At 65.2% G+C, this 14,422-nt stretch carries 16 protein-coding genes and 1 other RNA gene; 6 read left to right on the top strand and 11 right to left on the bottom strand.

What is annotated here, in order from left to right; all coding sequences use genetic code 11:
• Positions 1-161: 161 nt before the first annotated feature.
• The 5 genes from ruvB to Q7T45_RS07195 form a co-directional block, all read right to left on the bottom strand.
• Entirely contained in the window at positions 162-1,211 is a 1,050-nt protein-coding gene (ruvB, locus tag Q7T45_RS07215) for a Holliday junction branch migration DNA helicase RuvB (RefSeq protein ID WP_304869192.1), read from the bottom strand.
• Complete coding sequence (locus Q7T45_RS07210) at positions 1,208-1,714, bottom strand: hypothetical protein (RefSeq protein WP_304869190.1); 507 nt, start codon at positions 1,712-1,714, stop codon at positions 1,208-1,210. The genes ruvB and Q7T45_RS07210 overlap by 4 nt, the downstream gene beginning before the upstream one ends.
• Positions 1,711-2,328 (bottom strand): Holliday junction branch migration protein RuvA, encoded by a 618-nt coding sequence (gene ruvA / locus Q7T45_RS07205; protein ID WP_304869188.1) that lies wholly within the window; start codon positions 2,326-2,328, stop codon positions 1,711-1,713. Before ruvA ends, Q7T45_RS07210 begins: the two co-directional genes overlap by 4 nt.
• Positions 2,325-2,852 (bottom strand): crossover junction endodeoxyribonuclease RuvC, encoded by a 528-nt coding sequence (ruvC, locus tag Q7T45_RS07200; protein ID WP_304869186.1) that lies wholly within the window; start codon positions 2,850-2,852, stop codon positions 2,325-2,327. The genes ruvA and ruvC overlap by 4 nt, the downstream gene beginning before the upstream one ends.
• A 207-nt stretch (positions 2,853-3,059) precedes the next feature.
• A complete protein-coding gene (locus Q7T45_RS07195; RefSeq protein ID WP_304869184.1) occupies positions 3,060-3,806 on the bottom strand; it encodes a YebC/PmpR family DNA-binding transcriptional regulator in 747 nt (248 codons plus the stop codon).
• A 216-nt stretch (positions 3,807-4,022) separates the two neighbouring features.
• Between Q7T45_RS07195 and Q7T45_RS07190 the strand changes: the two genes are divergently transcribed.
• Positions 4,023-5,783, top strand: a complete 1,761-nt coding sequence (locus Q7T45_RS07190) for a methyl-accepting chemotaxis protein (protein ID WP_304869182.1) — start codon at positions 4,023-4,025, stop codon at positions 5,781-5,783.
• A gap of 9 nt (positions 5,784-5,792) precedes the next feature.
• On the opposite strand, the gene Q7T45_RS07185 is transcribed toward Q7T45_RS07190, so the two are convergent.
• From Q7T45_RS07185 to Q7T45_RS07160, 6 genes are all read right to left on the bottom strand, one after another.
• The gene (locus tag Q7T45_RS07185) at positions 5,793-6,434 is read right to left on the bottom strand and encodes a hypothetical protein (RefSeq protein ID WP_304869180.1); all 642 of its coding nucleotides are present in this window, start codon (positions 6,432-6,434) and stop codon (positions 5,793-5,795) included.
• Positions 6,435-6,481: 47 nt separating this feature from the next.
• Positions 6,482-7,309: a TIGR00282 family metallophosphoesterase gene (locus tag Q7T45_RS07180; protein WP_304869178.1), complete on the bottom strand. Its 828-nt coding sequence runs from the start codon at positions 7,307-7,309 to the stop codon at positions 6,482-6,484.
• 4 nt (positions 7,310-7,313) lie between these two features.
• The gene (locus Q7T45_RS07175; protein WP_304869176.1) at positions 7,314-7,898 is read right to left on the bottom strand and encodes a 5-formyltetrahydrofolate cyclo-ligase; all 585 of its coding nucleotides are present in this window, start codon (positions 7,896-7,898) and stop codon (positions 7,314-7,316) included.
• Positions 7,899-7,954: 56 nt separating this feature from the next.
• Positions 7,955-8,115, bottom strand: a non-coding RNA gene (gene ssrS, locus Q7T45_RS07170) — 6S RNA.
• A gap of 244 nt (positions 8,116-8,359) precedes the next feature.
• Positions 8,360-8,743 carry a cell division protein ZapA gene (locus Q7T45_RS07165; RefSeq protein ID WP_304738311.1) on the bottom strand — a complete coding sequence of 128 codons (384 nt, stop codon included), beginning with the start codon at positions 8,741-8,743 and terminating at the stop codon, positions 8,360-8,362.
• The gene (locus tag Q7T45_RS07160; RefSeq protein ID WP_304738314.1) at positions 8,743-9,060 is read right to left on the bottom strand and encodes a DUF4164 domain-containing protein; all 318 of its coding nucleotides are present in this window, start codon (positions 9,058-9,060) and stop codon (positions 8,743-8,745) included. Before Q7T45_RS07160 ends, Q7T45_RS07165 begins: the two co-directional genes overlap by 1 nt.
• Positions 9,061-9,348: 288 nt before the next feature.
• Here Q7T45_RS07160 and tkt point away from each other — a divergent pair, with 288 nt between their 5' ends.
• From tkt to Q7T45_RS07135, 5 genes are all read left to right on the top strand, one after another.
• Positions 9,349-11,331, top strand: coding sequence for a transketolase (gene tkt, locus Q7T45_RS07155; RefSeq protein ID WP_304869173.1), 1,983 nt, complete (start codon positions 9,349-9,351; stop codon positions 11,329-11,331).
• 146 nt (positions 11,332-11,477) lie between these two features.
• Positions 11,478-12,485 (top strand): type I glyceraldehyde-3-phosphate dehydrogenase, encoded by a 1,008-nt coding sequence (gap, locus tag Q7T45_RS07150; RefSeq protein WP_304869171.1) that lies wholly within the window; start codon positions 11,478-11,480, stop codon positions 12,483-12,485.
• A gap of 139 nt (positions 12,486-12,624) precedes the next feature.
• Positions 12,625-13,827, top strand: coding sequence for a phosphoglycerate kinase (gene pgk / locus Q7T45_RS07145; protein WP_304869169.1), 1,203 nt, complete (start codon positions 12,625-12,627; stop codon positions 13,825-13,827).
• 63 nt (positions 13,828-13,890) lie between these two features.
• Positions 13,891-14,100, top strand: a complete 210-nt coding sequence (locus Q7T45_RS07140) for an antitoxin MazE family protein (protein ID WP_304869166.1) — start codon at positions 13,891-13,893, stop codon at positions 14,098-14,100.
• Positions 14,097-14,420, top strand: coding sequence for a type II toxin-antitoxin system PemK/MazF family toxin (locus tag Q7T45_RS07135; protein WP_304869165.1), 324 nt, complete (start codon positions 14,097-14,099; stop codon positions 14,418-14,420). The genes Q7T45_RS07140 and Q7T45_RS07135 overlap by 4 nt, the downstream gene beginning before the upstream one ends.
• Positions 14,421-14,422: the final 2 nt, after the last annotated feature.

Raw genomic sequence — 14,422 nt, 5'->3', positions numbered from 1 at the left:
CTGTCCCTCGCCGCGACGCTAGCGCATCCGCGAAACTCGGTTGCCCAACCGGCCGATATGCCATCCCAGCCCTCTCCACAGCTAGGTCGCCAGTGAATCGCAGATTCGCCTTTATGCAAAGCTCTCGCAAGCGGGAGAGGGAGAAGGCCAGCAGCCCGACGTCAGTCGTCGCTCTCCGAACCGCCGAACAATCCGAACTGCGACGGATCGCGCGCCGGCTCGGCGAGGCCGAGATGCTTGAACGCGTGCGTGGTCAACAAGCGCCCCCGCGGGGTGCGCTGCAGATAGCCGCACTGGATCAAAAACGGTTCGATGATGTCCTCGATGGCGTCGCGCGGCTCCGACAGCGCCGCCGCCATGGTTTCGACGCCGACCGGGCCGCCGCCGTAATTCATTGCGATGGTGGTGAGATAGCGCCGGTCCATGGCGTCGAGGCCGGCGGCATCGACCTCCAGCGCGCTCAGCGCGTGGTCGGCAATCTTGCGATCAATCGATGAGGCGTCGGCGGCCGAGGCGAAATCCCTGACACGGCGCAACAGCCGTCCGGCGATGCGTGGGGTACCGCGAGCGCGGCGCGCGATCTCGTTGGAACCGTCGGGCGTCATGCCGATGTTGAGCACGCGGGCGCCGCGGGTGACGATCTTTTCCAGTTCTTCCACGGTGTAGAAATTCAGCCGCACCGGAATGCCGAAACGGTCGCGCAGCGGATTGGTCAACAGGCCCGCGCGCGTGGTGGCGCCGACCAGGGTGAATTTTGCAAGTTCGATCTTGACCGAACGCGCCGCCGGCCCCTCGCCGATGATGAGGTCGAGCTGAAAATCCTCCATCGCCGGATACAGCACCTCCTCGACCGCGGGGCTGAGGCGGTGGATCTCGTCGATGAACAGCACGTCCCGCTCTTCGAGATTGGTCAGCAATGCCGCGAGATCGCCGGCCTTGGCGATGACGGGCCCCGATGTCGCGCGAAAACCGACACCGAGCTCGCGCGCCACGATCTGGGCCAGCGTGGTCTTGCCGAGGCCGGGGGGGCCGACGAACAGCACATGGTCGAGCGCCTCGCCGCGCTTGCGCGCGGCCTCGATGAAGATCGAGAGATTGGCGCGCGCCTGCGCCTGGCCGACGAATTCGGACAATAGCTGCGGGCGCAGCGCGGTATCGCCGACATCGTCGCTGCGGCGCTCGGGGGTCACGATGCGGGAGGGCGTGGTCATGCCGATATAGTAGCACGATGCAGCGGCTTCGCGAGCCACCAGCACAGGCTGGTGGGGACAACGGCAAGTGCGGCCAGCATTGCGAACAATGGCAGCGCCTGATCCGCCGAGCGGACGCTGGGCAGGATCACCGCGGATGATTCCGAGGGGATGAAGAACATCCCGCCGGACACCACGCCGGCGATCGCAACCGCCGCCGCGAGCCATGCCATCCAGATCGCGCCGATCCCGGCATAAACAGCGGACGATGCGAAAATGAGGCCGGTCACGGCCGATGGCGGGATCGATGCCATCACCGCCAGGAATGCCAGCAGCCACACCGCGATCGAGAACACCGGACGCAGGGCGCTGAGATCGACCAAGGCCAGCAACAACTGCAGCAGGGCCGCGCCGAATGCGACCACGATCAATGAGGTCAGCGCCGCGAACGCCAGCGGTCCGACCACGGAAAATATCAGGATAATGCCGATCAGCCGTCCGAGCCGGCGGAGCGAGGCGCTCACTTCGCCAGCTCCTTCAGCCCCAGCTTGATGAGCTGCGCGGTCTCCGCCCCCTCGCCCGCGAGGCGCGAGGCCCCGGCAATCGCGGCGGCCGCCTGCGGCTGGCCGTAACCCAGATTGACCAGCGCCGAGATCGCGTCGGTGACCGGGCGCGGCGCGCGGTCATTGTCGATCGCGCCGGACAGATGCACCAGCGCCGGATCGACATTGGCGAAGGCCGGCGCCTTGTCCTTCAATTCGGTGACGATGCGCTCGGCGACTTTCGGGCCGACGCCCGGCGTGCGCGTCACCGCGGCCTTGTCGCGCAGCGCGATGGCATTGGCGAGATCGGACGGCGGCAGCGTCGAGAGCACCGCCAGCGCTACCTTGGCGCCGACGCCCTGCACCGTCTGCAGCAGGCGAAACCATTCGCGCTCGGTGTCGCTGCGAAAGCCGAACAGTTTTATTTGATCTTCGCGGACATAAGTCTCGATCGACAGCACGGCCGCCTCACCGGGCGACGGCAGCGCCTGCAGCGTCCGCGACGAGCAATGCACCTGGTAGCCGACGCCGCCGACGTCGAGAATGACGTAATCCTCGCCGTAGGAATCGATCAGGCCTTTGAGTTTACCGATCATGCGCCGACCACCTTCAGCCGCAAAGCGGCGCTGCCGCGGTGATGCGCATGGGTGATGGCGATCGCCAGCGCGTCGGCGGCGTCGGCCGATTTCGGCTCGGCCTTGGGCAGCAGGATCTTCAGCATCATCAGGATCTGGTTCTTGTCGGCATGGCCGGCGCCGACCACGGTTTTCTTCACCTGGTTGGGAGCATATTCTGCCACCGATATCCCGAACATCGCCGGCGCCAGCATCGCGACCCCGCGCGCCTGCCCGAGTTTCAGGGTGGCGACGCCGTCCTTGTTGACGAAGGTCTGCTCGACCGCGGCTTCCGCCGGCTGGAAGTCGCCGAGCACGGCGGCGAGACCCTCATGGATCGCCAGCAGCCGGCTCGCCAGCGGCAGGCTGTCCGGCGGCTCCACCGAGCCGCAGCCGACGAAAGTCAACCGGTTGCCCTCGATCTCGATCACGCCCCAGCCGGTGCGGCGCAGGCCCGGATCGATGCCGAGGATACGGACGGGATGGCGAATCGGGGGTGATGTCATGGGGTAGTGATACCGCCGGAGGCGGATCGGCGAAACAGAAAGAGAACGTCATCCCCGCGAAAGCGGATGGTGCGTGCCCCGGACGCTGCGCAGCACGAAGTGATGCGCTGCAGAGCCGGGGCCCAAGCCACACAGCGTCGTGTCTCTGGGTCCCGGCTCTGCGGAGCAGCGCCAAGAGCGCTGCACCGCGTCCGGGACACGAGATCTCTACCCGCCCATCTTGGCGACCAGCGCGTCGGACACCTCGAAATTGGCGTAGACGTTCTGCACGTCGTCATGCTCGTTGAGCAGGTCGATCAGTTTCAGCAGCTTCTCGCCGGTCTCGTCGTCGACCGGCACGGTGTTCTGCGGTTTCCAGGTCAGCGCCGCCTTGCGGGCTTCGCCGAATTTCGCTTCCAGCGCTTTTGCCACCTCGCGAAAGGTTTCCTTGGAGGCGTAGATTTCGTGGCCGTTCTCGCTGGAAGCGACGTCGTCGGCGCCGGCCTCGATCGCGGCTTCCAGCATGGCGTCGTCGGAGCCGACCTTGGCGTCGTATTCGATGATGCCGGTGTGGTCGAACATGAAGGCGACCGAGCCGGTTTCCCCGAGATTGCCGCCTGACTTGGTGAAGAAGGAGCGGATGTCGGAGGCGGCGCGGTTGCGGTTGTCGGTCAGCGCCTCGACGATCACGGCGACGCCGCCCGGCCCGTAACCCTCGTAGCGGATTTCGTCGTAATTCTCGCCCTCGGTGCCGGTCGCCTTCTTCACCGCGCGCTCGATCGAGTCTTTCGACATGTTCTCCTGACGGGCGGAGATGATCGCGGCACGCAGCCGCGCGTTCATGGCGGGGTCGGGCGCGCCCATCTTGGCGGCGACGGTGATTTCCCGCGCCAGCTTGGAGAACAGCTTGGATTTCTGGGCGTCCTGCCGGCCCTTGCGGTGCATGATGTTCTTGAACTGGGAATGTCCGGCCATGCGGTCTCTTTTCGGATTCGTCCGGGAGGAAATGGGAAGAAGGCGCGGCGTTATAGGCCGGTAATCCGCCGAAATCAAAGATTTACCGGGGTTTTCGGTATGTCAGTAGTGGTTGCTGCCTGCGGAACAGGCAATCGTTAACCATGACTTCACGCTGAAATGAGACAATGCCAATTACACATTTCGTCCTCCCCAACCTTTCCCCGAGAGACGCCCATGGCATTCGGTTTGTTTCGAAAACGGCTGCCGGAACCTGCCGCGCCTGCTGCCGCGGCAGCATCTCCCGCCCCTCAAATTGCGGCCGATACCCCCCAAGCTCCCGAGCACGATTCGGCCAGGGAAATCCTCGAACTGCTCGAACTCGAACTGGGCGCGATGATCCGCCAGCTCGAACGCGCGGCCAATTCGGTCGCCGGCGGCGCCGAGGCCACCGCGGCGACGCTCTCCACCATTCGACAGCGCACCGATGCCCTGACCGGGCGCACCAGCGCCGCGCAGTCCACCGCGACCACCTTCTCGCTGGCCGCCGACAAGTTCACCCATTCGGCGCAAGGCATCGGATCGCAGGTGCGCGACGCCAGCAAGCTCGCCGATGATGCCAGCGCCGCCGCCCGCGAAGCCAGTCTCAATGTCGACCGCCTGAGGGAGTCCTCGGCCGCGATCGGCAATGTCGTCAATCTGATCGCGCAGATCGCCAGACAAACCACGCTGCTGGCGCTCAACTCCACCAACGAGGCGGCGCGGGCCGGTTCCGCCGGACGCGGTTTTGCCGTCGTCGCCACCGAGGTCAAGGCGCTGGCGGTGCAGACCCAGAACGCCACCGAGGAAATTTCCAAGAAGATCGACGCGCTGCAGAAGGATGCCGCGGGCTCGGTCGACGCGGTGCACCGGATTTCGCAGGCGATCGAAGCGATCCGCCCGGTGTTCGAGATCGTCAATGGCGCCGTGGCGGAGCAGACCGAAACCACCACCGAGATCTCCGACAACGCCGCCACCGCATCGAGCTTCATCGTCTCGGTCGGCGAGAGCGCCGCCGAAATCGACACCGTGACCAAGCAGGCCGAGGCCCATGGCGAAAGCGTCGCCAGCGCAGGCAAGGCCGTCACGATGTTCGCGCAGAAACTGAAGTCGCGCTGCGCGGTGCTGCTGCGCCAGGACGAACGCAAGGACCAGCACAAGGACCAGGCGCTGCCCTGCAACCTGGCCATGGAAATCCATAGTGCGCGCGGCACCATCGCCGCGCCGGCCTATGAGATCTCGATGGAAGGCATCCTGATCGGCGGACCGGACGCCGAAAAACTGCCGCTGAATCAAACCCTCGATGCCACGCTGCAGGATATCGGCGCGTGCCGGATCCGTGTCAGGGAATATTCGAAGGCCGGCGCCCGGGCGCGGTTCGAGGCCACGGACGCCGCGCTGAAGGAAAAGATCGAAGACAAGCTGTGGTCGATCCAGGACGAAAACACCGAATCCGTGACCCGCGCCATGGAAGCCGGCCGCGCGCTGACCAGGATTTTCGACGACGCCATCAGGAGCCGCGCCATCTCCATGGACGACATGTTCGACGAGAACTACGTCGAAATCGCCGGCACCAATCCGGTGCAGTATCGCACAAGGTTGCTGGACTGGGCCGATCGCGCGCTGCCGCCATTCCAGGAGGCTTTCCTGATCAAGGACGCCCGCATGGCGTTCGCCGCGATGATCGACCGCAACGGCTACCTGCCGGTGCACAACAAGATCTACTCGCATCCGCAGCGTCCCGGCGACGTCGCCTGGAACACGGCCAACAGCCGCAACCGCCGCATCTTCAACGATCCCGCAGGCCTCGCCGCCGGCCGCAACCAGCGCGCCTATCTGATCCAGAGCTACGCCCGCGACATGGGCAACGGCAAGACCATCATGATGCGCGAGATCGACGTGCCGATCCGCGTCAATGGCCGCCACTGGGGCGGATTCCGGACGGCCTACAAGCTGTAATTCAAACGCTCAGCGCGGGCTGGCCGGCAGTTCAAACCCCTTGTATTCCCGCTGCAGCATCGCCTTCAGCGCCGGCGTTTCCGGCCTGGCATCCTTTGCCGGCATCGGATCGCTGTCTGCCTTGATGAAATCCGGCGGCGTGCCCGGCAGTCTGTAGAGATTGAAGCCGATCCGGCGCACCGCGAAGTCGGCCTGCAGATGGCCGTCCGCCATCATCGCTCCAGCAGGCGCGAGGTAGAAGCCGTCTTCGCGATAAGGCCCGAGCACCGAGAACGTCACCGATCCCTGTTGCACGCCGCTGAGCTGGCTCGAGAGCTTTGTGAGCTGGGTTTGCTTGCCGTTGGAATCAACATTGACGCGGCGCAGTGGCAGCTCGGCCGCGTCCTGCGTCACCACGCTGACCAGCACCAGCACGTGCTTGGCGAGCTTGCGGTATTCATCGGCGTCGGCCGGCCAGCTGAAATCCACCGACGCCCCCCTCGCCGCACCCTTCGGTGCGGACTTCGCCGTTCGAACCGCGGATTTCTCCAGCCGCTCGGTCATCTCGGCCGACGTCACCGGGTTCTGCGCGACCGGCCGCCGGGTCAGCGTCTGCGCATGCGCGGCCGTGGAAAGCAATGCCGTCAGTATCCAGATCAGGGCAACCCGCAAGCCATCCTCCTTGCAGCGCGAGTTCGCGAAAGCCGGCCTTCGTGCGTTCAGGCTGCGCCCCAAAATCCCGGCATCGCCGGCTCCAGCCGGCCGCCGATCCGCACTGGCGCGACCTTGAGCGCGAGGCCGGTCGCATCATCGGTCTCGACCGCGACGCCGCTGAGCGTGGCGACGCCCGTGGCCGGCTCAAAACGGCCCGAGGGAATGCCGGTCGTGAAGCGGCGCAGCGGTTCTTCCTTCTGCATGCCGATGATCGAATCGTAATCGCCGGTCATGCCGGCATCGGTCATGTAGGCGGTGCCGCCGGTGAGGATCTGGTGGTCCGAAGTCGGCACATGGGTGTGGGTGCCGACCACGAGACTGGCGCGGCCGTCGCAGAAAAATCCGACGCCCTGCTTTTCGCTCGACGCCTCGCAGTGGAAGTCGACCACGATGGCATCGGCGGCCTCGCCGAGCGGACAGGCCTCGAGTTCGCGGTTGAGCACGGCGAACGGGTCGTCGAACGGCGTCATGAAGACGCGGCCGAGCGCGTTGATGACCAGCGCGCGCTTGCCGTTCTTGGTATCCACCAGTGCGGCGCCGCGGCCCGGCGTGCCCTTCGGATAGTTCGCCGGGCGGATCAGGCGCGGCGCGCGCTCGATGAACACCAGCGCCTCGCGCTGATCCCAGGAATGGTTGCCGAGCGTGACCGCGTCGGCGCCGGCGTCGATGAACTCCTGGTAGATTGCTTCCGTGATGCCGAAGCCGCCGGCGGCGTTCTCACCATTGACCACCACGAGATCGAGCGCCCAGTCGCGGATCATGCCCGGTAGATGTTCTGCGATAGCGGTGCGGCCGGACCGGCCGACCACGTCCCCGACGAAAAGAATGCGCAAGCTATCAACTCCGGAAATCGAATATCCCGGTTTCCGTTAGCACATAATCCAGCGGCACGTCGTGCGACAACGCCGGCACCGCCTCGATTTCCTGCGCCGCGAAGGCAAGGCCGATGGCCGTGATGGCTTTTATTTTGCGCAAATGCGCCAGCGTGTAGTCGTAATAGCCGCCGCCATAGCCGATGCGATGCCCGAGCCGGTCGAACGCCGCCAGCGGCACCACCATGACCTCGGGAACGACTTCAGCGGCGGCGGGCGACGGCTCCAGAATGCCGAGTGGCCCTAACATCAGCCGGTCGTCGGGAGACCATGCGCGAAAGGCCAGCGACTTGCCGCGCGCGACGATCGCCGGCAGCGCCAGCCGCGCTCCCTGTTCGGCAAGCTTGCGCATCAGGGGAACGGGATCGATCTCGCCGCGGATCGGCGAGTAACCCGAGACGATCATGCCCGGCGTGATCTCGACCGGCAGGCCGCGTTTGGCGACGGCCTTGGCCGCGGCGGCGCGCTTCTTGTCGCTCAATGCGTCGCGCTTCGCGAGAGCGGCGGTGCGCAGATCGGCCTTCGATCGCTCGGTCGGCAAAGCTGACATCCAGCGTGTTGGACGCACTTTCAGGAAATAACCCGGCGGCAAAAAAACAAGAAAAGTGCGAAGCCGTAATGGCCGTTGAAGCACTCGATCCCGGAGTTCCCTACGAAAGTAGGTGGGCACCATATGACCGGATCCACGGACCCGGCCAGGGACAGTTCCCGGAAGGATCGATAAGGCCCCGGGGATATATGGCTTCTGACGCGCGACACAGCTTCGCCCAGCCAATGTAGCTACGATGCGGCCAAACCGCCAGCGTTAACGGACCGATCTGAAGCGATGCTTTCTTCACCCTCCCCTGGAGGGGGAGGGTAGGCTCGCCATCGAGCGTAGCGAGAGGCGAGACGGGGTGGGGTGACAGTCGCTCAACTCGAACGTCACCCGAAACGATGGACCTTCACCCCACCCCGCCGCGCGTTGCACGCGCGTCGACCCTCCCCCTCCAGGGGAGAGTAAGAGCATCGCTACCCGATCAACACGCCGCCGCCGATGGTGCGGTTCAGCACGTGGGTGGTCTTCTCGATCCGGTCGGCGGCGGAGTTCAGTGCGTTGACCACCGCGATCTGCGTCGCCCTGGCGCGATCCGCCGAGGTCACGCGGACATCGCGCAGCGCGTCGAGTTCCTCTTCGAGATTGCGGATACGCTGGCCGGCATCGAGCAATTCGTCGCACACCGTCAGCGCCGCCATCACGGTGAGGCGCGCGTCGCCGATCTCGCCGAACTTGCCGCGCAGGCTCTGGATCCGCGTTTCCAGGCTTTCGGCGAGCTTCAGGAGCCGCGCCTCCTGGCCCTCCTCGCAGGCCATCCGGACCTGCCGGCCGTTGATGGTGACGTTGATGTGGTTCATCAGCTCTCTCCGGGATCGAGTACGGAGCGGATGGTGCCGATCGCCGCATCCAGCCTTTCGGCGATCTCGCGATTGGCGCGCTCCAGCCGGCGCGACTTCACCAGCGATCCGTCGAGTTCGTCGGCGAGCCGCGACCGGTCGGCGCCGAGCGCCTGGATCCGGGCCGCCAGTTCGTTCTCGTCACGGTCGGCTTCGCGCCGGCGCTCCACCGCGCTTTCCAGGGAATCGAGCGCCGACATCAGCCGCCGCGTCGCGGCGTCGATATCGGCGAACACTGGCTCGGCGTTGCCGGGGCCGTTGGCGGGACGATCGCTCATGAGTGACAGCGCGGACCTTCCGTGAAGCCGGCCGGGGCGCAAAATCCGCGTTCCGGCAAGCGTTTAGGCGGCGAAATTTACGTGGCAAGCGAGGCCAGCGCAACGCCGCTTAGAAGCTATGCACCGCTAAGCGGCTTTTCGCACCGGAAGCGCGCCTGCCTGCCTTGGACTCAGGGGACCGAGATGCTATCCAGCCCCTGACTTCCCGTTGCCTTCTGGCCAGTAACCGCGGCATCCACACGCGATGCGGATCGCCACCAAACATCTCATTTCAGGCGGATTTTCATCATGACGCAGGTCGATCATTCCCGTATGGCCAATGCGATTCGTGGCCTTGCCATGGACGCCGTCGAGAAGGCCAAATCCGGCCATCCCGGCCTGCCGATGGGCGCCGCCGACGTCGCCACCGTGTTGTTCACGCAGTTCCTGAAATTCGACGCCGTCGACGCGAAATGGCCGGACCGCGACCGGTTCGTGCTTTCGGCCGGACACGGCTCGATGCTGATGTATGCGCTGCTGTATTTGACCGGCAACAAGGACATGACGCTCGATCAGGTCAAGAATTTCCGGGTACTCGGCTCCAAGACGCCGGGGCATCCGGAAAACTTCGAAACCAGCGGCGTCGAAACCACGACGGGCCCGCTCGGCCAGGGCATCGCGACGGCGGTCGGCATGGCGCTGGCCGAGAAGATGCTCGCCGCCGAATTCGGCAAGAAGATCGTCAGCCATCACACCTATGTGCTGGCTTCCGACGGCGACCTGATGGAGGGCGTCTCGCAGGAAGCGATCGCCATGGCCGGGCACTGGAAGCTCAACAGGCTGATCGTGCTGTACGACGACAACGGCATTTCGATCGACGGTCCGACCTCGATCGCCGACTCGGTCGACCAGGTGAAGCGCTTCAAGTCCGCCGGCTGGGCCGCTGAGTCGATTGACGGCCACGATCCCAAGGCCATTGCGGCCGCCATCACGCGCGCCCAGAAATCCGGCAAGCCGTCGCTGATCGCCTGCAAGACCACCATCGGCTTCGGCGCGCCGACCAGGGCCGGCACCGCCAAGGCCCATGGCGAAGCGCTCGGCGCCGAAGAGCTGAAGGGCGCCAAGCAGAAGCTCGGCATTGCGCTGGAACCGTTTTCGGTGCCGGACGACGTGCTGAAAGCCTGGCGTGTGGCCGGCAGCCGCGGCGCGGCGGCGCGCAAGGCATGGGAAACGCAATTCGCCGGGCTCGGCAACCGCAAGCGCGCCGAATTCGAACGCCGCCTGCGGCATGAACGGCCGGCCTCCCTGGCGAAAGCGCTGAAGGCGCACAAGAAGGCCTTGCTGGAGACGCCGCAGAACATCGCCACCCGCAAATCGTCGGAACTCGCGATCGAGGCGATCGTGCCGGCGCTGCCGGAATTTCTGGCGGGCTCCGCCGATCTCACCGGATCCAACAACAACAAGGCGAAATCCGCCGTCGCCTTCTCGGCCAAGACGCCGAAGGGCCGCTTCATCCATTACGGCATCCGCGAGCACGGCATGGCGGCGGCCATGAACGGCATCTTCCTGCATGGCGGCTTCGCGCCGAACGGCGCCACCTTCATGGTGTTCACCGACTATGCCCGTCCGGCGATGCGGCTGGCGGCGCTGATGGGCGCCGGCGTGGTCTATGTGATGACCCATGATTCGATCGGGCTCGGCGAAGACGGCCCGACCCATCAGCCGGTCGAACACCTCGCCGCCTTGCGCGCGATTCCCAACATGCGCGTGTTCCGTCCCTGCGACGCCATCGAGGTGGCCGAATGCTGGGAACTGGCGCTGAACCGGACCGACGGTCCGACGGTGTTGGCGCTGACCCGCCAGAACCTGCCGCAATTGCGCACCCACGCGCCCGCCGAGAATCCGTGCAGCCATGGTGCCTACGAACTGGTCGCAGCAGGGGGCGACGCAAAAGTGTCGCTGTTCGCCTCCGGCTCCGAGGTCGAAATTGCAGTCGCGGCGCAGAAGCAACTGGCCGAGCGCGGCATCGCGTCGCGGGTGGTCTCGGTGCCCTCGCTCGAACTGCTGCTGGCGCAACCGGCGGATCGCCAAAAAGCCGTGATCGGCAACGCACCGGTCAAGATCGCGATCGAGGCCGCGGTGCGGTGGGGCTGGGATGCGGTGATCGGGTCGGATGGCATATTTGTGGGCATGCACGGCTTCGGCGCCAGCGCCCCCGCCAAGGAGCTCTACAAGCACTTCGGCATTACCGCCGAGGCTGCGGTTAACGCGGCCCTGAAGCGCTTGGGCTGACGGTTGAGATTGACCCGAAAAGGGTCTACCTAACGGTCATCTAATCCGCTCCCGCCCGGCCGAACCGGGCGTCCGCCGTAAAACCCTCGTGGATGGCTCGATGCCCTCCGCGGGGCTGACAGAGGTCATTGAAGGAGAGACAGCAAATGGCAATCCGGGTCGCGATCAACGGGTTTGGCCGCATCGGCCGCAACGTACTGCGCGCCATCGCCGAGTCCGGCCGCAAGGATATCGAGGTGGTCGGCATCAACGATCTCGGCCCGGTCGAGACCAACGCCCATTTGCTGCGCTTCGATTCGGTCCATGGCCGCTTCCCCGGCATCGTCACCGTCGATGGCGACACGATCAGCGTCGGCAACGGCAAGATCAGGGTTTCCGCCGAGCGCGATCCGTCGAAACTGCCCTGGAAGGAACTCGGCGTCGACATCGCGCTGGAATGCACCGGCATCTTCAGCGCCAAGGCCAAGGCCTCGGCACATCTGACCGCGGGCGCCAAGCGCGTGCTGGTTTCGGCGCCGTCGGACGGCGCGGACGCCACCATCGTGTTCGGCGTCAACCACGACAAGCTGTCAAAAGATCATCTGGTGGTCTCCAACGGTTCGTGCACCACCAATTGCCTCGCGCCGGTCGCAAAGGTGCTGAACGACACCGTCGGCATCGAAACCGGCTTCATGACCACGATCCACGCCTATACCGGCGACCAGCCGACGCTCGACACCATGCACAGCGACCTCTATCGCGGCCGGGCCGCGGCGATGTCGATGATCCCGACCTCCACCGGTGCGGCCAAGGCGATCGGCCTGGTGCTGCCGGAACTGGTCGGCAAGCTCGACGGCGTCGCGATCCGCGTGCCGACACCGAACGTCTCGGTGGTCGATCTCAAGATCGTGGCGCAGCGCAAGACCGACGTGAAGGAAATCAACGAGGCGATGAAGCGCGCCAGCGAGCAGCAGCTCAAGGGCATTCTCGGCTACACCACCGCGCCGAACGTCTCGATCGACTTCAACCACGACCCGCATTCCGCCACCTTCCACATGGACCAGACCAAGGTGCAGAACGGCACGCTGGTGCGCGTGATGGCCTGGTACGACAACGAATGGGGTTTCTCCAACCGCATGTCGGATACCGCCGTGGCGATGGGGAAGCTGCTGTAAGCCTCGCCTCGTGTCCCGGACGCGGTGCAGCGCGCAGCGCTGCTCCGCAGAGCCGGGACCCACACGCCGGGACTGATGTAACCATGGGTCCCGGTTCTGCAGCGCACCGCTTCGCGCTGCGCAGCGCCCGGGACAAGAGATGACAAAATCATTCCGCACCCTCGATGACGTCGACGTGAAGGGCAAGCGCGTGCTGCTGCGCGTCGACCTCAACGTTCCCATGGAAGACGGCCACGTCACCGACGCCACCAGGCTGGAGCGCATCGCGCCCACCATCAGCGAAATCTCCGGCAAGGGCGGCAAGGTCATCCTGCTCGCGCATTTCGGCCGGCCCAAGGGGCGCGACGCCAAGGACTCGCTGAAGCCGGTCGCGGCGGCGCTGGCGCTGGTGATCAAGAAACCGGTCGCCTTTGCCGAGGATTGCATCGGTGAGCCCGCGGCAAAAGCGATCGCCGCGATGAAGGATGGCGACATCCTGTGCCTGGAAAACACCCGCTTCCACAAGGAAGAGGAGAAGAACGATCCGGCCTTCGTCGCGGAACTGGCCAAGCTCGGCGACATCTGGGTCAACGATGCCTTCTCGGCCGCGCATCGCGCACATGCTTCCACCGAGGGCCTCGGCCACAAGCTGCCGGCCTATGCCGGGCGCACCATGCAGGCCGAACTCGACGCGCTGGGCAAGGCGCTGGAAGCGCCGACCAAGCCGGTCATTGCGATCATCGGCGGCGCCAAGGTCTCCACCAAGATCGACCTGCTGGAAAACCTGGTGACCAAAGTCGACGCGCTGGTGATCGGCGGCGGCATGGCCAATACCTTCCTGCACGCGCAGGGCGTCGGCGTCGGCAAGTCGCTGGCGGAAAAGGACCTCGCGGCGACCGCGCTGCGGATCATCGCCAAGGCGGAAGCCGCCAATTGCGCCATCATCCTGCCGGTCGACGCCGTGGTCGCCTATCACTTCGCTGCCAATGCGCCGTCCCAGGCCTACGGACTCGACGCCATTCCGGCCGACGGCATGATTCTCGATGTTGGGCCGCAATCGAACGCGCGCATACATGCAGCGATCGACGACGCCGCGACCTTGGTCTGGAACGGCCCGCTCGGCGCCTTCGAAATGCCCCCGTTCGACCGCGGCACCATAGTCGCGGCGAAGCACGCGGCGGAGCGGACCAAGGCCAAGAAGCTGATTTCGGTCGCCGGCGGCGGCGATACCGTGGCGGCGCTGAACCAGGCGGGCGTTGCCGGCGATTTCACCTATGTTTCGACCGCGGGTGGCGCGTTCCTTGAATGGATGGAAGGGAAACCTTTGCCCGGGGTCGAGGTTTTGAGGACCAAAGGGACGTAACTTGAAGCTTGGCCGCGCCCGGCCTATGTTACATGTAACACTTTTCGGTGAAGGATACGTGCCATGGCGGATGGAGCGAAGCGGGTCCAGAAGCACCGGGACAAGATGAAGGCGGCCGGGCTCAAGCCCGTGACGATCTGGGTTCCGGATGTGAACGCTCCGGGGTTCAAGGAACAAATCGCGCGCGAGATCGAGATCATTAATGCCGACGCCGAGAGTCAGCGCGTCATGGAGGAGATGTTGGCGCTTGCGGATTTTAGCGACTGGAAATGAAACAAGGCGACCTCATCTCCGTTTCGCTTCCGGGAGATTATGGCAAACCGCGGCCGGCACTCGTGATTCAATCGGATATCTACGAGCACTTGAATTCTGTGACCGTATTGCCGCTGACGAGCAATATCCTGAGCGCGGAACGCTGTCGCGTAGTGGTGGAAATGTCCGAAGAAAATGGCCTTCGACACACTTCTCAGGTCATGGTGGAGAAGGCGGCGACCCTGCCTCGGTCGAAAGCAGGACCGGTCATCGGTCGTCTCTCCGCCACCGACATGAGCGCCGTCAATCGCGCCCTCGCCCTTTTCTTGGGGTTTACCTGAGA

Origin of the sequence: Bradyrhizobium sp., assembly GCF_030646015.1 — a bacterium.
GTDB lineage: Bacteria > Pseudomonadota > Alphaproteobacteria > Rhizobiales > Xanthobacteraceae > Bradyrhizobium.
This window is presented reverse-complemented; position numbering and strand designations above follow the sequence as displayed.